The sequence below is a fragment of the Legionella septentrionalis genome (genome assembly GCF_003989745.1).
In the GTDB taxonomy this organism is placed as follows: Bacteria; Pseudomonadota; Gammaproteobacteria; order Legionellales; family Legionellaceae; genus Legionella_A; species Legionella_A septentrionalis.
This window is the reverse complement of record NZ_RZGS01000033.1, coordinates 1-18,630: the sequence shown is the minus strand read 5'-3', so window position 1 is coordinate 18,630 and position 18,630 is coordinate 1. Positions and strand designations below refer to the sequence as shown.

Here is an 18,630-nt window from a genome sequence, read left to right as displayed (position 1 = left end):
CAGCAAGAAAAGCTCCGGCAAGTGAAGATATTGAAATTTATCATCAACAACTATTTTTCAGCCCTGACCCGTTAAAATCTTCCAGGGGTTTATCTACTTGTTCCACTTGGTACAACCGCTCTGATTTATCATAAAAAAATGCGGCGCGGCCGGTAGTCACCTTCGAATAAATCAATTGTATTCCTACTGCTATTCCCAAAGTAAACAAGGCAGCCAGGATATTAATTACTATGGGTTTCCAAAATGTTTCATGCTGACACATGACATCATCTTGACTATGAAGAAGGCATTCAAATTCTTCACGAAATTCAGAAAAAGACTGCTGCGAGGGCGAATTTTTTTCATGGGTAATGATGAATTCGTCAAGTCTTTGCTGCAGATTTTCTGCCAGTTTAATTGCAGTATCTCCCTGATTATCTGCATGTAACCGCACTCCCAAAATTCTTAATTTTTCAAGTTGTTCATGCACCGCTTTTATAGCATTTACAAATTCGGGATGTGTTTGCTGCAATTGTTCAAGAATACGAACCGCCTGTTCGCCAGAATGTACAGAATATAGGTTTTCAAAAGCTTCCGTATAATTTACCGGGATTTTTTTATTTTCTTCTTTTAGCGCAAAAACAATCTGGTTTAATTTAGAGGCCAAATTATATCCAGGAAAACTTGCCTTGGTACTTTGCAACCAGGTAATAAGCTGCGCGCTTTCCCCAGATGCTGCGTAATTTTCAAGGTCTTCATTCAATTTTTGGATGAATTCTTCCCGCCTGACGGCATCAGCATTTAAAAAAAAGTCTTTAAATTTGTATTTTTCTTTTCGTTCATAAAGATATTGCTGAAGTATTTCGTTAAAATTTTCCTTCAGTTTTTCCCTTGAGCCAATGCGATCGGCTAATTCTCCCAGGAAACCTTTTTTGGTATTCACAGTTGCCTGCAAGGAAGAATATTCCTCAGAAAGATTGAGGACACGGGCATTAGTTGCCGCTAATATTTTTTCAATTTCAGCATTAACTGGCTTAAATGTCTCCAATATCCCTGCAATTCTTTTTACAGGAGAGCTGAGAAGACATTCTGTAGCCAGAGTTAATGAGCTTTTGAAAGACTCATGAAAAGCCTTGCTTTCGTTAAATTGCATCGCCAACGCGGCACGTTTCTCTTTAATGGCGAGTGTATAATGATTAATGGTATTCTCTACGCTCTCCAGTATTTGTTTTTGCAGTGAAGCTTCCTGAGCAGCTGCAGATACTGAAAAATTCGTAAAGCTTGATTGATCATGCTCCAAATCAGCCATTTGCCGTAAATCATTTGCCAGAGAAATGGTAAACTCTTGATATTGACTTTGGTTTTTTTCCAGAATATCCAGAGTATCGCCTGGCGATGTGAGTTGGTTTAGTGTATGAATATTTTCTAAAAAAGACTCCATTTTTGCGGAAATTTGTTTTGTTTTTTCCTGGGTAAATTTAAGCTTTTTCTCGCGTATTTTACTAGCTGCTTTTGTAGTTTGCGCCCTGGAGTTACTTAAAAGATTTTGCAACGTATTTAAATGCAGTGAATAGTGATTTTTGCTAGGAAATTTTTCCACGTCTTCACGCAATGATTGTAATTTATCCTCCAAATTACCCAGTTTCTTTTCAACGGACTCAAAGTCTTGCTTTATAGAAATTTTTTCTGTAGCCAGAGCTTCAATCGGTTGTTCATCCAGTGTTTCCAACCTGGAGATTTTTGTATCTAAATTTTGTATTTCAACGATAAGATGCGAAATATTATCTAAAATCCCAATTTCAGTTTGCGTAAAAACAGCGGCGTTTTCATGATGCTCCAATTCTTCAGCAAAACCTTTGGAGTCTTGGAGTTCAATGCTAATGGCTAAGATTTTTTCTAATAAATCTTTAAGTTCAAGTAAATTCTCATCTACGTTGGTAAAGCGTAAAAGTAGTTGCCGTAAAAGCTGCCTACTGCGCAAATTGGCTTGCAGAATATTTTCTTTACCGACGTAATTTTCGGCCTTTAATTCTCCCAAGTTTTTAGCTATGGCGACATATTCTTGCTTTTTATCGATTAGACGTCTGACAAAGCCAAGAGCTTTTTTAACATCCTCAGTTTGTTGCATGTTTTGTTGGGTAAAAAGGCTGTTAACTTCACCCGGCTTATCTGTGATAAAAATCAAATCGTCTTTTATAACCACAATTAAATTTAAAACTAAATTAATATATTCTTCTTTTTTAATGTTATTTTTTTCTCTTTGTTCTTCCTGCGATTGAATATGAGTTATTTCCCTTTTAATTTGCTCTAATTCTTCAATTTTTTCAGCTTTTATTTCTTGAATTTTACTGGGGTTCAAAGACAGCATACTCTCAGCAAAGAATTTTGATTTTTTTGTTTTATCAAGCTCAATCTCAAGCCCCCGCTTTCTTGACGCAAGTTCCGCGAGTATTTCTTGCAGCTGCTGCATTAAGCTTAACGATTGTTGTTTGTTGCCGCGATAAATTTGTTTAATTTCTTCTATAATATGGGGGCGTGCATTGCCAAGAGCGTCAGGACATTTCTCCCGCTCATCGAAGTTAGCCTGATGTTCTCTTAATTTCAGCAAGTATTTTTCTGCAATGGCGATTTCTTGCCCAATTTGCGTCAATTGCTCTTGTATTGCTTCCAGACTGTGTTCTTTTTTAATTTTTTTCGACATCATTGCAGAAATAAAATGTGTAACGTCCTGAGTATATTCTGCAGTTTCTTGATTATTTTGCTGATGTCTTTTCAATTCTTCCTTATACCATGTTAAAAAAACTGTGTTGCATTCGTTTTTAAGGTCTTCTTTGCGACTTAACCATTTAGTCTTTATCGCCTGTAAAGAATTTTTCTTGGCTGCAGTAATCTCCTGAAGGTATGGGCGCATTTGTATAACGCCAATGTCCTCTCCAATAATTACATCGGGTAAACGTTTTTTAAGGAATCTGACATCGATAGTTTGCGTATCAATAGTTGCAATGGAGCTTTTTAACGCAGAATTTTCTTGCAGGAGGTCTTGAACCGTGTCTTGCTCATAAGCTGTAACCCGGCCATTGATTTTGAGTAGTTCAGCCTCTATTTTTGAATCTTCTTTTTCTGCCTCTTCAATTTGTCTCTTAAGAAACTCTGCCTTTATTTCAAAAGATGAATCACCACTTATAGTTTGTTCACAATGAGCATCAAACAACGACTGAGCCGCGTTTACCACTTCTTTCCCTAAATCGGATTCCTGCTGTAAAAATTTATACAGCAAATCCATTTTTACGAGTTCACTTTGCACATGCACTGTAGAAGCAAAATTTTTATAATATTTAGAAAGCGCTTTCGCCAGACATCGCGCGCCAAACTGAATCAGCTGGGGATAGTAGACTTCTAAATCATGTTCCTCGGTTTGCGAATCAATTAAAATTTTGAAAATATATTTGCTTTCTTCGCTTTCATGGTGCTGAACTTTAATTTTTGGGAAAAATGGTATCTTCGATAAGTCCAGTTCCAGGGACTTTGGATTAAAAAAATCTAAAAGACTTTGTAAATTATCCGGCAAGGATAACAACTCATTTAAGCAGATTATTGCCCACTCATGGGTTAAGGGATGGGTAATCTCAACTGGCAAACAATCCAAGAAATTATTCTTAAAAATTTCCATAAATTGAGCGCAGAGATTTCGTATGTTTTTACCTTCATCAGATGCCTGCAAAATTTCCTGTAAACAATTTTTTAGCTCGTCAGTTTTCTTAAAAACTGCTTCCAAATCGCCTTCAGAAACGTTTTTAAGCTTTACTAAAGCAAGTTGTTTCTTTAGCAATCCGATTAAGGAAGCTTGCATTTCCTGGAGTCTTTTTTCCTTGCTTCCCACCTGGACCACACCTTTTGCTTTTAAGGCTTGTCCCATTATGCCGGCTAAATTTCCCTCCAAAAAGCCGACAAAAATATACTTTGGTGCAACAATATCTTGGCATAAGTTTTGGATATTTTTAAATTCGGAGCGGATTGAATTTAATTGTATGTAACTGGGAATTTTGCCATCACTAAATATAAGCAATTTACTCGTAGCAATGGATAACAGTTTCAGGAAAGCTTGTATTTGCTGCACAGCCCGTTTTTCTTCAGGCGAAATATGAGCCTCATTAGCAACGGGAAGCTCTGCGATCTTGGCTTGCAGATTTTTTAAACGTATCCCCAATTGGCTGTCTTTAAAAGCAGCAAATTTTTTGGTTAATTTTTTGCCCATCAGAACCTTGACTGATAAATCTTGCGTGCATTTTACCAAAACAATCCTATTTTTTATACAAACTTTACTAAAAGTTTACCAACTCGAATAGATTAAATTTTTACTGCAGAAATTAAAAAAGCTTGCCCATATTCTTCTTCACACCACCATGGATTATGCCCAAAGCGTAGGCGTCTTTCTGCTAAAAGCTGCGTGAAATAATGCACCAAGCGTTCCTCCACTTCCGGTGGGTTTAATGTAAACGGAAAGGTCGTTGAAGGGGAAAGCATGGGCAAGGGATATACGCCTGCACCATGGATTGCGGTAAGAGGCAAATCTTTCAAAATTTCCAAATACACGCTAATTCCCGTGTTGCTGCGGTAAATTTCCGGTTTCGTCTGAGGGGCAATGGTTTCTTGCTGCATTAATAATTGATAGTAAGAAGCCAAAATATCATTAACCCATTCTTGTTGTGCCTGAACTTTGGCTTTTTTATCAGGAACCACATAAGCCAGTAACAAACCGCCTGGACTTAAAAGGCGAACCTGTTCGGCTAATGCTTTTTCAAGTTCCGGGATATGCTCCATTAAACCAATCGAGACACAAACATCGTAGCTTTCATCAGGAAGGTTGGTCCCTACAGCATCTCCTACCAAATAAGTGGCAGGAAGACCAAATTGTGAAAACGCTTTTTTTGCCTGTGCAAGTGCTGTTTTTGAAGTATCCAACAAAGTACAATCCCAGCCCGCATCCGCAAAATACATGGAAATGGTCCCTCGTCCTGCGCCAAGTTCAATACAACGTTTGCCTCGCACAGGAGATTGGCCAATTAGTTCTTGAAATAATAACCAATGCTGCCTGAAAGCAAGTTGAATTTGGGTTTTGGGAGCGCCTCTGGTCCAATGCAAATAGAGCGTTTCATGCTCGGCGCGCTGTTCCCATGCTTGTTCAAACTGTTCTTTGCTTTGCGAATGAATACACACGACTAATCCTTGTTTAAATGAGTAATAACTTGCCGGGCAATGAATCGTTCTGTTTTATCCCAAGCTTCCCAGGCTGCCCCGCCAATGTGAGGAGAAATAATAACCCGCGGCGATTGCTGCGCAAATTGCCAGAGAGTATTGCATTCTGGGAAAGCAGCATGATGTTCATTTGCCAACACATCGACCGCAACACAAGCAAGATGCCTGTTTATTAACGCCTGCACAACAGCTTGCTCGTCTAAAACAGCCCCACGGGACGTATTGATTAAAACCGCGCCCGGTTTCAATCGTTCCAGGAAGGACGTATTTATATATTTTTCTGTTTGTGCATTAAGTGGCACATGAATTGTTAGGATATCGCATATAGAAAGCATGCTATCCAATTCATCATGCCAGTTTACATATTTAATTTTTCGAGCGGCCACATCGGAATCAAATCCATGGACATGCATTGAAAAAGCCTCGGCATAGCGTGCGATTTTTTCGCCAATCCTTCCAACTCCAATAATACCAATATGCTTGGCCGCCAATTCCCGTCCAATAAAATTTTCGCGCTTCCATTCTTTATTTTTTACAGCGTCAATCGCTTGCGGCAGATGACGCATTGCAGCCAATAACAATCCCCAGGTAAGTTCGGCTGTGGCGTGAATACTTCGTAAAAACTCTTTATTTTCCTTTAGTGAAATTAATTGAATGCCTAAGTCTTTTACGTGTTCAACATCAATATGGTCGAGACCTGTGGTATTTGTGGCAATTACCCGCAGTTTTTTAGCTTTTGCTAAAATTTCACTGTTCAACTTCAGCCACAGTCATATCCTCTATACTTTCAAGTACTTGCGAAAAACGCTGCAACGTGCCCGCAACTGTAGCAGTAGTAAATGCCGGAAACTTTTGCATTTTATAATCTTGCCTGGTTCCATAAGATGCCTCTAGCCAATAGTGAGAATTTTCAGTGTGATGGGTATTTATTTCTGATAAACAAAGCATGTGTCTCACAGCAAACGTTACTTTTTTTATAGGAGGAATTAACGTGTTGAAATGATTGGCGATGCGAACCGCAGCCATATCCTCGCTTAAATTTGCCATATATTCTTCGGCCAGTTTGTTCCTTTTTTCCCTATCATTGACTGGAGGAGCATTTACTATTGACTCCATTAGCTCATCTTCTGTTTTTATCCTTGTGCTTAACAAAGCAGGTAATTCTGCATCCTGGCTCGTGTCTTCATAAGGCTCATACGAGTAAACAGGCTTACCCAAAAGGAATGCCTCAATTCCAGTAGTACAGCTATTATGGATAACCTGCTGTGCTGCGGCCAGCCATTGGTTAGAAGCACCATGCATCGCAACATGTATGTTGGCAGCATTGGCATAGCGTTGCACATAAGGGAACCAATTTTCGGCAGGATGCGGCTTAATAACAATTTTTTGCGAAGAAAATTCTTTAGCTAGCCGATCAATTAAATGCAAGGTTTTATGGTACATAAATTCCTGCTGCTTTACGGAGGCTCGGAATTTCTCATCTTCAGCAGGCGTTTTAATAATTCCCCACGCACCTTTTGCTTTTTGATAGAAAATCTCCCGGCCGATGAAAGGATTGTAGCGTCCGAATTTTGTATTAATTAGTATAAATTCACCCAGTTTATTTTTTAACCAGGTGGATGAGTCCTTATAGCAATTTTGCATGTCCTTTCTTAATAAATCTATCCTCGGATTTCCCGTGATTGTATGTGGATAGTCAATATTTAAAGCTGTGGTAACATCCCCATATTGTTGATTGCCCCAAAAAAAGAATGCATCAGCAGCCATGAAATTAGCCGGGCAAATTTTCCGACGGATATAAGTTTGCGGATCAAGATAGACTAATCCTTCTTCACAGTGGGCCGTGAAATAATCACCCCGACTTTGAGCCTCCATAAGATATTTTTTCATTCCTGCTGCAATGCTTTTGTCGTATTGAATTCCTGAGACAGACGTGGCAATTGCTGAGCGCACCAAATTTTCCTGGCCAATTAGTACGCCCCAACCCTTCCTTGCCAACACATGAGTTAAAAAAAGTTTCGCTTCAAATTCGCGTGCAGCAATTTCGACAGGAATTTTGACCCAGGGCCGGGGTGAAATATTTAGTTTCATAGGTGATATCTTAATTTGAAAGCCTAATGTATTCTTGCACGGCTTTTTAATAAAATAAAAGAATTAACAAGAGCTTATTTATATTCTCATCAACCGCCAATTTAAAATAAAAATGAATGACCTAATCCAGCAATTTAATCATATTACCGACCATTTTTTTTCGCAGGTAAGCACGTGCAAGATAAATTATGGCGAATTCATTTCTTTTACCACAGGCGTGCAAGCTTCGGGATTAAATCCTGTATTTGTAAGAAATATCAGCAGCCGTTTTTTAGATATTTTAAAAAGTTGTGAAATCTACTATATGCAAAAAGGCTTGCCCTGGGCACTTTTGCTTCCTGAGTCTTTATCATCGCCTGAGTTGAAGAATAGTCTGAAACACCATGGTTTTTCCTTAGTTGATAAAGGAATCGTCATGAGTTGCGATTTAACGGGATTAACCCTAAAAACCCCTTCGCCTCCATTGCACATGACAAACATGGAAAAACGGCTGGAGGAATGGGGGCTTCCCATTTTGGAGGGATTTGCATCCACTGAAGACAATATGAAGCTATACATTAAACGTCACCTTACAGCCACGCAACGCTCCAAAGGTATTTGGCATTTTTCTGCTTTTATTAATGGACAAATTGTTAGTTCACTGACATTAACTGCAACAGATGAGCATGCACGCATAGATGATGTAGCAACCATTCCTTACTACCAAAAGCGTGGATACGCAAGCGGACTAATCACCCTGGCCTTGCAGCATGCGCATGACATGGGTGTTAAAACCTGCTTTCTTGAAGCGTCTCTGGCAGGCTATGGTTTATACAAACGCCTAGGGTTTAAAGAAATTTTTAATAATTACTATTACGAAAAATGAGTTGCGTCCAGGCGAAGCATTCTCGCCCGGACGATACTCATCACACGTAAGCTTCGCTATACGCCGCCTCGTGTTAAAAGCAAAATAATTAAAATAAGAAGAATTAAGCCTACTGCGCCGCTGGGATAATATCCCCACCCGCTGCTGTATGGCCAGGTTGGCAGTACTGCAACTAAAATAAGGATTAACAAAATAAGCCCGATTGTGCTCATGATTAATTCCTTTTACTTGGTGAAATCCAATTTTACGTTGAATCTTTCAACGTAGCCCAAATTAATTATGGCAAATAAAGAGTAAAACGCCCAGTTACTTTAGCTCGGCTTCTCATAAACATGCAAGTATTATTTCACCCGTCATCCAGACGTTTTTTATGGTAAAACATGCCTGGCTATATTTAAATTGACTTGATAAATCAAATGGTTATGAATATATTGATCGGGAAATACTCATCGTTGCGACGAATTTTAACAGGCTGAAACATGTTTGACCTAAGTGCAGATATATTGCTCGCCTTGCTGAATAAGCCTGTAATAATAATTATTACTATTCTAGGCGCTTTTTTACTTGGACAGAGACTTATACTGCAAACCCTTTGCCTTATTGCCTTTGGAGTCATTTTAAACGTCGCGCTAAAAGGAACTTTTCAAATACCTCATTCGCCGGAACTTAGCACCACGTATGTTTTTCCCAGTGGGCATATGCAAGTGGGCACCATGTTTTATTTGTGGTGGGCTCTTTATGTTTCCTGGCTTACAAGGAGTGTAATTTTCCTAATCCTCCTCGGCATCGGGCTTTCTTTAATACATTATCATTTTCATACTTTAGTCGACGTGGCCGGCGGTTTTTTCTTTGGCATGCTTGCTATGGGATTATATCGATATATCTTACTAAAAAATTTCACCTATTTTCCTTGGTGTTTTTGGATTCTTGCATCCCTTTTGATGCTTTATAACACACTGGTTTATCACGCAGCCCCACCCCACGCTTGGATGGCTTATTATTATTTATCGAGCCTTATATTTATCGAAAGAATGCTGTCCTGGAATGGGCGTTTTTTTTCTGGCTGGCAGCCAGTGCTTTCTAATCCCTATCAACGTACAGCAAGCCGTTCATCCCCAAAGTCTGCCTAAGCATTGATAATATCTGGCCAGTGAAAAACCTAACTTTGAACTAATATTATGAAAAGGAATAGAGGAACTACTTTATGCCGATCCAAAGACAATTCGTCATTGGTTGTATCGTAGGGACAAGACCAGAACTTATTAAAATGGCTCCGATTATTTTTAAATTAAAAGCATCGGCATGGGCTAAAGTACTTTTCATCAATACCGCGCAACACCGAAGTTTATTAGATGACATGCTTACGCTTTTTGATCTTGCTCCCGATGTGGATTTAGACGTCATGACGGTTGATCAATCATTAGGAGGATTAACTGCATCCTTGTGTAAGAAGCTTGAGAATTTAGTAAACAACCAGTATTTTGATGCACTTCTTGCAGCAGGAGATACTACTACCGTATTTGTTTCATCATTAATTGCATTTTATCATCACATCCCTTTTGGTCATATTGAAGCTGGATTAAGAACTTATAATTCCAAAGAGCCATTCCCGGAAGAAATAAACCGCATTCTCACTGCTCCTTTAGCCGTATGGCATTTTGCTCCCACTGAATTGGAAAAGGTTAATCTTTTGCGTGAAAATATAGCTTCCGCCAAAATTGTTGTTACTGGGAATCCAGTGATTGACTCCCTTTATTGGGTTCTTAAGCATAAACCCGCAGATGATTTATATACCCACTGGCACAATATTGTTCTGGTTACCGCTCATCGCCGGGAGAATTTTGGCGAACCAATAAAAAATATCTGCCAGGCCGTGATTAAATTGTCCAAACAATTTCCTCATGTTCATTTTTTATTTCCTGTGCACCCCAACCCCAATGTCCAAAAAGACATTCATGCAATGCTTAATAAAAAACCAGGAATCCATCTTCTGCCTCCCTTAAGATATGATGAATTTGCTCATCTGATGAACCGTTGTTTATTAGTGTTAACTGATTCGGGAGGAATCCAGGAAGAAGCGCCTGCCTTAAATAAACCGGTTGTCATATTAAGAAAAATAACAGAGCGCCCAGCGGTGATTTCAGAGGGCGTCGGAGTACTCGTTGGAACTAAAACGCAGCAAATAGTAAGCAAGGTGAGCGAGTTGTTAAGCAGTGAAGCGGCCTACTCTAAAATGACACCAGGCAAATCCCCATATGGCGATGGGCATGCTGCAGAACGAATAGTAAATTATGTAAAACAGCAACTTACTGCAATGCAACGCAAATAATTTATTCAATGTCATCAAGGAGTACAAATCGAGCCCGATGGGGGCTTATGCGGTTAATTATCCGCTCGATTAAGTGCTCGTTGGTCGGATCTTCTATACTGATTGTCAGCATATTTCTGGTTTCATCAAATGCCAACACATTGGCATTATTTTTTTTCAACCAATCGAGTAATTTGGCAGGCAACGGCAGCTTTTTGATTTTTTTAGCCTCCACAAGGCAGCGCCTTGGTACAATTTTTAATTTATATTGTTCGGATAGTAAATGAATGAGTTCATGCTCGCTGATTAATTTTAAATCGCACAATGTCTTTCCTAAACGCTCTCCTGTTTTTTGTTGCTTAATGATGGCTTCATCCAACTGCTGTTTTGTAATCCTTTTATTTTTGAGCAATAGATCTCCCAATTTTTGTCGATAAGGCGTGAGAATATGGCTGCCTGGAAAATGATGCTCGGTTTTATCCCATGAGGGTTGTTTACTGCTTGTTGCCTGCGTTTTTGGCGTCGTGTAATACACCCTGTAAGCGCGCATTAAGGCATGAAGGTTCAGTATATTGCCGTAAAACGCTCTGGGGAAAGATAAAAGAGCGGGGATCCAGCCATACACTCGTCTCACGGCGATCATCCGCTGCAGCAAGCGCTCAACCATAATCAAGGTAACAATAACAATAAGCCACCACACCCAGGGATGTAAATTAAGTTGCTCTTGCAAGGAAGGATATTCCGGATTCAAGTAAGTCCAGAATGAATAAATTAACCAAAAAAGAAAAACAAAATAACCAAATCCGTTAATAAAATGTGTGATGAATGATTTCCTGTCGTGTGCAAGCGTAAATCTTATTATCCATTCATTAGGCCACTGAGTATGTCGCCACTCTTGGAAAACAATTCCAATAATCCAGCGTGCCTTTTGCCGTACCGCCTTCTTGTATTCCATAGGGAATAAAGCGCGAGTGGCAATGTATTCCTTGATGGGTTTTTGCACATAACCTTTGCGGAAGAATCCTCTGGGTACCCATTTCATACGTACTATGGTTTTAGTCACAAAAATTTGTTTTAAGTGACGGATACGGAGCGCCAGGGATGTGCGGTAGTCTTCTGTCAAGGAATCCGTCGCAAAAGGGACACCTGTTTTTGGATCTTCAAGGAGCTGAAGCGCATGCCGTGCAAATGCTGTGCCCACCCCAGCGGAAGGCACATGTCCATGAATGCTCTCTCTCACGATGATATCTTTGGTGTGATTTTCTGAAAATTCATCTGCATAAAGCCAATGGGTAAAACGCCAGTAGTTAACTGCAAGAGGAAACACCGGAATTTGAATCATTTCCTTGCGAGGAATTAAATAATTATAGAGTTTAAATGATAACGGGTGGATGATGTCTTCTGAATCATGAAATACAAAAATATCAAACGGCTTATCTAATGTTTTTTCAAACTCGCGTACATATTCATAAATCGCATTTAAATTGGCTGCCTTATTGGTTGGCCCGGGTGATTTGCCGACTACACAGCGAACATGTTTTATTTGCTCGGCAACTTCCTGCACTTCACGGACTGTCTCTGCATCGTTAGGATAAACCCCGACAAAAAAATAATAATTTGTATAATCAATCGAGTAACAATTATGCCGCAACATCGTACCAATCACCCCAGCTTCATGCCAGCAAGGAACAAGTATGGCAATCATTTGTTCCTCTTTGCTAGCAAGCTGCTCATAAGTCAAGCGATTATAATGCCGCGTTGTCCATAAGCGGAATAAATATCTGATCCAGTAATAAGCATCAAAAAATAAATCATCTATGCCAGAAATAATAAACAAAACGGCTAATGCGATAAGAAAATACCACATTATGAAATAAATAATTAAAATCAAATCACCGGGCATTAGAGTTTTAGATAGAAAAGAAACTGGACAGTATTGTTAGTATAGTATTTACCATAAGGGTTAAAGGATCCTCCTGCGGGTAAATAAGCTCCCTTGATATGTTCAAAGCGGATTTCAACCCGATAGCGATTGGATGGGATAAAACCAATCCCTGGACCTATTTCGGCAATATTATTAAAAAACTCCCGCCGCGTATCTTCAATGATGCGACCCGTGAGATATAAATTAACCATACTGCTATGGTACTGCATAAGACGTATCCCCTGATGGGTTCTAAGCGTACCAATCACATTATTGTCATAGCGTGAAAAATAAATTAAATCGCCATACCATGTACTGTAATAATCAGCACTTATTTTAACCCGATCATAGTAAGCAGGCTTGGCGCCAAATTCATTGTAATACATCAGCCCGCCCCGCAAATCACCACGCCACCGCTCCCTGTTACGGTAAATCAAATCATAAGCGGCCCCTGCTTCCGCAAATGCTATTAAAGGGAAATTGGGAATTGGAGTAATTTGCACCCCGCCACCCATAATACGGACATTATCTTCATAAATTTGCGGTAATTGCCCTGAATTGGTTGATTTATTATCTTCGGTTTGCCGAAATACCAGATATGCTTTCGTCTGCAGTAAACTGGCTGTTTCAATACCCAAACGGGCGTATAGCGGAGTCACCGTCAAGCCAAACCTGCTTTGCGAAAAAGGATCGAAAAATATTTCGCCGAAATAAGGTTCAGGCAATGCTTTTGTTTGTAAACCAGCCAGATTGGTTAGCGAATTTTGGGCACGCAATTCCAATTCCTTGTCTTTGCTGGAAGTGGCTAGATAGAAATAGCGGTAAGCCAGGTATTTATTAGAGGTTTCATCATATAAATACCCAAGTTGCATGGCTATATCCGCTGCAAATGTTAAATTATACGCTTGGGTAAAATAAACAATTGCTTCTTGGCGATAACCCTTATCAATTGCAAGAAAACCGCCTTCTTTTAACGCAGTAATATTATTTGGATACTGGTTAATGATTTTTTGAATAAGCAACCAGGCTAATTCTTTATTTTTCTTTTTAAGAAGATAAAACTGATCCAACCATACTTGTTCTTCGGAGAGAGATTTTCTTGGGATAGGTAATTGCAACAAAGGTTCTTGTTGTTTAAACCGGACCAATTCATAGCCTCTTAAGGCTGCTTTTTTTATTTGGGGATCATTGGCACGAGCGGCTAGCAAGAAAAATTGCGCAGCTTTTACCTCATCCTTCCCGTTTAAATAAAGGTAAGCGAGTTGCAATGCGAGCCGGGCTGAAGGTTGTTTATTATAAGCTTGTAAAAAATAAGGAATTGCCGCAGTCTCTTCGCCATTTTCCAGTAAAATATAGCCCATTTCTTCCTGGATTAACGGATTCTTTGAATCCATCAAAGCCAGTAAGCTTAATAATTCTCTCGCCTGTTCGCGATGCTCTGTTTTTATTTTATAAAAATAATCCAGCCAAATTTGCCTGACCGATAGAAACGTTGCTGGTTGTACCTCTTTCAATTCAGCAGCAGCATTCATTCTATAGTTGGGTAGCGCAGATGCCATTTTATACAACATCTTAAGGGCATCTTCTCTTATGCCGGGGAATTGTTCTTCTTTAAGTTGTTCAAAAAGGATATGTGCTTTTTGCCACTCGCCACCAGCATAATACATGTGTGCCAGCTGCATGGTTTGATGAAAATTATCGGGCTCTAACTCATGTAATCGCCGCAATAAAGGAAGGGCCGATTTATAATTATTTTCTTTTAAATAAAGTTGGCTCAGTTCATTCAGTGCAGGTAAATAATCTTTATCTTGGCGCAATATGATCATTAAGGCTGTCTTGGCCGCCTCAGGGTTGGATTCCTTTAATAAATAGTAGCGGTTCATCAATACAATGGGATCCCGCTGCAGATGTTTCGCTTGTTTAAAAGCAAAAAATACTAATACTAGGAAACCAAGTAATAAGACAATAATAAAAAAAATAATCTTGCTGCTTTTAAACATTAAGTACCTGTAATCCCTCTGCCAGGCATGTAGCCCATTCCTTTATAAACACATACAAGATACTGCTTTGTTAGGCTACATTTATTATTCTGCGCTAGTCAATCATTATTCTTGCTCAGGCAATGCTCTTGCTTGCTGAGGATAAATAGTGCGCGCGCAATGGCAGCGTCGTGCATAATACGAGCGTGCGCTTAAAGTATATGATTTAAAACTGCTGCCTCTGAATACATGTCGGTCAGGCTGGCAATGTTCATAGACCGCACTCACCCAGCCACCTGCTAGGCGAATGCATTAAAAGTCATTCAGGATTTGTAAGAAGAGCTAAACCACTTGTCCAGCAGCCCATCCAGATGACCAGGCCCATTGAAAATTATATCCCCCGAGCCAGCCTGTTACATCTACGGCTTCCCCAATAAAATAAAGACCAGGAATTTCTTTAACTTCCATGGTCTTGGAAGATAAGAGATCACAATCCACGCCTCCCAAAGTGACTTCGGCCGTGCGATACCCTTCCGTACCATTAGGTCTAATTTTCCAATTGCTCAAGCTCTTGGCAACCGCTTCAACCTGGGAGTTTGAAATATCGGCCAGCTTCTTTTCGAGTATGTCTTTAGGAATGAACACATCAATCAAACGCTTGGGTAAATAGGCAGTCAAAATTGAGCTTAGTAATTTGTTGGGCATTTCCTGACGAGTTTTTTTTAATAAGCTAACTAAATCGCAACCCGGCAATAAGTTAATGGAAATAAATTCCCCCGCATGCCAATAAGAAGAGATCTGCAAGATTGCCGGGCCGCTTAATCCTCTGTGCGTGAATAATAAGTGTTCGCGAAACTCCATGCACTCATTACTTACCAAACTATCTACGCCGATACCAGAAAGTACGGCAAAACGCTCTTTATCCAACGTATCCAGAGTAAGAGGAACAAGAGCTGCGCGTGTGGGCCAGACTTTAAGGCCAAACTGTTCGGCGATCTGATAAGCAAAGGGGCTCGCACCCATGGTGGGAATGGACAATCCGCCGGTAGCTATTACCAGAGCGCGCGTTTGAAATTGACCCATTGAAGTATGCAGTTTAAAGTTGCCCTGCTCTGAGCGGGCAACTTTATTAATCGCACAATTTAAATGAATTTTTGCACCGGCTTTATTATTTTCTGCCAGTAATAAATCGACAATATCTTTGGATTTATTGTCACAAAATAATTGCCCCAGGGTTTTTTCATGAAATGGGATTTTATATGTCCTGACCAACTCAATAAAATCCCACTGGGTATAACGCGACAGGGCAGATTTACAAAAATGCGGATTATGCGACAAATAACAGGAGGGGTTAATATGGTAATTTGTAAAATTGCAACGGCCCCCGCCAGACATTAAAATTTTTTTACCCACTTTATTGGCATGATCGAGGACAACTACTTTCTGCCTTCTTTTCCCCGCTTCAATAGCGCACATCAAACCGGCAGCACCGGCCCCGATTATCACAACGTCAACTTCTTGCATGCAAATTCACAAAACAAATCAATCAAGCAACATTTTAATTAATTTTTGAGTGGATGTATCCTTTTAAAGCGACAAGCAACAACCAATATGCGATATGGAACCGCTGCATTAACTACATTCAATAGAAACTTATAAGAAAAGCTGATTTTATGCTTGATTGCATTGATCATTCTTATTTGAATTATTTTGCTCAATGCTTGCAGCAACTCCATCCCGTGCGGCATCATCCTTGAAGAAAGAAAAATCAGAAGCTCCTGCCTTTCCATTTTTATCAAGCTTGCCCAAGTATTTTTTAACCTGTTGAGCAGGAGTAAGCCTTGCGGCAAAAAAGTCAAAATAGTCAGCCAAAATATAATTTATGGCTTCGATAATTTTTCTAATGATTCCAACCGACAAGACAATTTTAGTTTCGGGTTTAGCATACTCTTCCCTAAATTTTATCAAGATTTTGTCTGCAGAAGTCTTGGCCTCTTCCGTCTTTATAATTTCCTGTAATTTCTGTATGGATTTGTAAGCGTCAATTGCTGAAACCAAGACAGGAGAAGGATTCTCACTTAAAGCAATGCTCGCGTAATCGATAGATTGCCGAGCAGTAGGCATTAAATCTCCTTCCTGCTCCTCACCACCAGCATCCCCTATTTCCTGCCTGATTACCGTCGTCAGGGTATCTCTGGCAGCAGCTAATTTATCATTTATGAAATCAAGGTGAGTTTTTGCGCTTTGTTCACGGTATCTAAAATAGCGCGTTAATTCTTCGGGTAAAGAAGTGCTTAATTTGCTTTCAGACAGTTGCAGAGCATCCACACAGATTTTTAATCCATCGTCATCAAGACTTTTGATGTGCTGAATTGCAGTTGCCGTGTCGATATTTGCTCCCAACCTTTTTACAGCTGCTATTAACCGCCCTTCTGCTATGTGCCGCGCAGCTCTTTCTGGAGTAGTTTTTTCACAATGAACACCTTGCTGGGTTAACTCATCAAGCAAAAAACGAACATTTGCGTCTTCCCAAGGAATGCCTGATGTCAGTTCTTTCGCAGCAGAATTAGCATGATGAATCAATACAGTTTGCTCTTTATTATGATTCATGGCTAACTGTTCCATGGTACTAAGCCCGCCGCCGCGAATGATAACCATATTGCTGCGGGTCATCAGCGATGCTATCTGCTCATCGCCCTGATTACCAAGAGAGATTATCCGATCTTTGTATTCGCAGTGTCTTTCAATTAATTTCTCAATTTTTCCCTTCAGGAAACGGTTGCTTAGACCCCCAAAAATAAACACCTTGTCCATTCCATTTACAAGCAATGTTTCTATGTATTCATACGTATCATTACCAGCTTGGCTACCCAGCATGATTGAGGCGATTTGCTCATGAGGTTTAATGTTAACCGTATAGAACCCTTCTGCATCCGCCAGCTGCAGGATAACCTCTTGATGAAAGCAAGCACTATTATCCAATACCGGATTGCAAAATCCCTCTCTTACCATTGGATTTTCTTTGATGGGTATATTGCATAAAGAAGAAAAATGATTCTCCCCAGGAAAAAAATGCTGGATGATTTCATTGCTCATCCCCACACCATAAAGCTTCATTTGACTCTGTTGCTCTGGTGTTAACATTGCCAGCGCATTGAAGAAATGCACCGCACCCGCTGTAGGTATATCAGTCAAGTATTGATGAATACACATGTCAGGGGCATTTTGTTGCTCGTCAGAAATCCATTTATTGTAGTCTTTAACCGCATCACATAAGGCCGGTAATGCCATAGCTTGCGTGCTTATTACTTCTGTATAAGGAACACCCTGCTGAGCGGCTGTTTTTAGGGTGGTGAGATAATGATTATAAGTGACTGCATAATTATCGGCATCACTCATTTTTTGCAAAGCAATTAATTTGGCAAGTTGTTCAGTTTTATCGTTTCGCTGCAGTACATTCCACGCTGCAGCACTTTCGTAGCCTGCAGGATAAACATCCAATAACATATCAACATATTTACGCTTTTTAGTTTTTTCTTCTTTTAAAGATAAGGAATTTATTTCATCACTTAAGGCATTCTTATCAGGTAAAACCGGAAGGGGAGACAATGAAACAATCCCCCTAGCAAAGATCCCAACTACTGGTGCATGCATGACACCAACAGCGTGCGTAATTTTATTTCGCATAGGCGATGTGTTTTTATTCGCATAAGAAACCACGTCATATTCGGGAAAGACAATATCATTGCCAAATCTTTTTTTAAAATAGCTGTACAATCCTTGAATAGCTGCAACGTGGCCGCCTCCGCCACTGCATCCAATCATTAAGGGTTTTCTTTTTGTACTTACCCTGTGGTTTCCATCATAAGCGCCTAAAACAAACCTACTCAATTTATTTTTCTGATGTATGAACAATTTGAATAATTATATCAAATAAATTGCCAGAAGAACATTTTTTTATCAGACTGGATTAAGGAGAATCGATTGGAGCTAGATTGTTTATAAAGCTAACTCTCTTCATAATCCAGCGTTAACGACGCTCCATGGCAATATAAGTCATTTAGTTAATTAATTTTTATTGAAATAGATAATAAATTTTTCATAAAGCTAGGCAACGTCCCTAAAGTTTTTTAGACAAGATTTCATCTTAAATTGAGCACAAATTTTTCTATTTCACTTCGATCTACCCCCTCTCCCGCGATAGGAGCTTTGATAGTATGATGATGCC

The 18,630-nt window shown here is 39.6% G+C and carries 12 protein-coding genes; 3 read left to right on the top strand and 9 right to left on the bottom strand.

The annotated features are described in order from the left end of the window. Window positions 1–43: 43 nt before the first annotated feature. The 4 genes from ELY11_RS09940 to ELY11_RS09925 all read right to left on the bottom strand — a co-directional run bounded on the left by ELY11_RS09940 (window position 44) and on the right by ELY11_RS09925 (window position 7,326). Window positions 44–4,234 (bottom strand): coiled-coil domain-containing protein, encoded by a 4,191-nt coding sequence (locus tag ELY11_RS09940; RefSeq protein WP_127033326.1) that lies wholly within the window; start codon window positions 4,232–4,234, stop codon window positions 44–46. 92 nt (window positions 4,235–4,326) lie between these two features. Beyond that, entirely contained in the window at window positions 4,327–5,196 is an 870-nt protein-coding gene (locus tag ELY11_RS09935; RefSeq protein ID WP_158615195.1) for a class I SAM-dependent methyltransferase, read from the bottom strand. 2 nt (window positions 5,197–5,198) lie between these two features. Then, a complete protein-coding gene (locus ELY11_RS09930) occupies window positions 5,199–5,993 on the bottom strand; it encodes an NAD(P)-dependent oxidoreductase (RefSeq protein WP_158615194.1) in 795 nt (264 codons plus the stop codon). Next, on the bottom strand, window positions 5,983–7,326 hold the full coding sequence (locus ELY11_RS09925; protein ID WP_127033320.1) for a surface carbohydrate biosynthesis protein: 1,344 nt from the start codon (window positions 7,324–7,326) through the stop codon (window positions 5,983–5,985). Before ELY11_RS09925 ends, ELY11_RS09930 begins: the two co-directional genes overlap by 11 nt. 112 nt (window positions 7,327–7,438) lie before the next feature. Between ELY11_RS09925 and ELY11_RS09920 the strand changes: the two genes are divergently transcribed. Continuing rightward, on the top strand, window positions 7,439–8,191 hold the full coding sequence (locus tag ELY11_RS09920) for a GNAT family N-acetyltransferase (RefSeq protein WP_127033318.1): 753 nt from the start codon (window positions 7,439–7,441) through the stop codon (window positions 8,189–8,191). Window positions 8,192–8,247: 56 nt separating this feature from the next. On the opposite strand, the gene ELY11_RS09915 is transcribed toward ELY11_RS09920, so the two are convergent. Then, window positions 8,248–8,403, bottom strand: a complete 156-nt coding sequence (locus ELY11_RS09915) for a DUF3309 family protein (RefSeq protein WP_126954350.1) — start codon at window positions 8,401–8,403, stop codon at window positions 8,248–8,250. A gap of 267 nt (window positions 8,404–8,670) precedes the next feature. On the opposite strand from ELY11_RS09915, the gene ELY11_RS09910 reads away from it, so the two are divergent. Together ELY11_RS09910 and wecB are read left to right on the top strand one after the other, a co-directional pair. Continuing rightward, a complete protein-coding gene (locus ELY11_RS09910) occupies window positions 8,671–9,321 on the top strand; it encodes a phosphatase PAP2 family protein (RefSeq protein WP_127033316.1) in 651 nt (216 codons plus the stop codon). A gap of 74 nt (window positions 9,322–9,395) precedes the next feature. After that, a complete protein-coding gene (gene wecB, locus ELY11_RS09905) occupies window positions 9,396–10,520 on the top strand; it encodes a non-hydrolyzing UDP-N-acetylglucosamine 2-epimerase (protein WP_126954348.1) in 1,125 nt (374 codons plus the stop codon). Window position 10,521: 1 nt separating this feature from the next. Here wecB and ELY11_RS09900 read toward each other — a convergent pair whose 3' ends face one another. The 4 genes from ELY11_RS09900 to ELY11_RS09885 form a co-directional block, all read right to left on the bottom strand. Beyond that, entirely contained in the window at window positions 10,522–12,366 is a 1,845-nt protein-coding gene (locus ELY11_RS09900) for a glycosyl transferase family protein (protein WP_158615193.1), read from the bottom strand. A 35-nt stretch (window positions 12,367–12,401) separates the two neighbouring features. Continuing rightward, window positions 12,402–14,423, bottom strand: coding sequence for a tetratricopeptide repeat protein (locus ELY11_RS09895; RefSeq protein ID WP_127033312.1), 2,022 nt, complete (start codon window positions 14,421–14,423; stop codon window positions 12,402–12,404). A 321-nt stretch (window positions 14,424–14,744) separates the two neighbouring features. After that, window positions 14,745–15,926, bottom strand: a complete 1,182-nt coding sequence (locus ELY11_RS09890) for a BaiN/RdsA family NAD(P)/FAD-dependent oxidoreductase (protein WP_126954345.1) — start codon at window positions 15,924–15,926, stop codon at window positions 14,745–14,747. A gap of 147 nt (window positions 15,927–16,073) precedes the next feature. Continuing rightward, the gene (locus ELY11_RS09885) at window positions 16,074–18,227 is read right to left on the bottom strand and encodes a hypothetical protein (protein ID WP_127033310.1); all 2,154 of its coding nucleotides are present in this window, start codon (window positions 18,225–18,227) and stop codon (window positions 16,074–16,076) included. Window positions 18,228–18,630: the final 403 nt, after the last annotated feature.

Coding starts and splice junctions, on each gene's coding strand:
- ELY11_RS09900 (WP_158615193.1), bottom strand. CDS start 12,366: ATGTGGTATTTTCTTATCGCATTAGCCGTTTTGTTTATTATTTCTGGC.
- ELY11_RS09910 (WP_127033316.1), top strand. CDS start 8,671: ATGTTTGACCTAAGTGCAGATATATTGCTCGCCTTGCTGAATAAGCCT.
- ELY11_RS09885 (WP_127033310.1), bottom strand. CDS start 18,227: ATGATTGGATGCAGTGGCGGAGGCGGCCACGTTGCAGCTATTCAAGGA.
- ELY11_RS09940 (WP_127033326.1), bottom strand. CDS start 4,234: ATGGGCAAAAAATTAACCAAAAAATTTGCTGCTTTTAAAGACAGCCAA.
- ELY11_RS09890 (WP_126954345.1), bottom strand. CDS start 15,926: ATGCAAGAAGTTGACGTTGTGATAATCGGGGCCGGTGCTGCCGGTTTG.
- ELY11_RS09895 (WP_127033312.1), bottom strand. CDS start 14,423: ATGTTTAAAAGCAGCAAGATTATTTTTTTTATTATTGTCTTATTACTT.
- ELY11_RS09915 (WP_126954350.1), bottom strand. CDS start 8,403: ATGAGCACAATCGGGCTTATTTTGTTAATCCTTATTTTAGTTGCAGTA.
- wecB (WP_126954348.1), top strand. CDS start 9,396: ATGCCGATCCAAAGACAATTCGTCATTGGTTGTATCGTAGGGACAAGA.
- ELY11_RS09920 (WP_127033318.1), top strand. CDS start 7,439: ATGAATGACCTAATCCAGCAATTTAATCATATTACCGACCATTTTTTT.
- ELY11_RS09925 (WP_127033320.1), bottom strand. CDS start 7,326: ATGAAACTAAATATTTCACCCCGGCCCTGGGTCAAAATTCCTGTCGAA.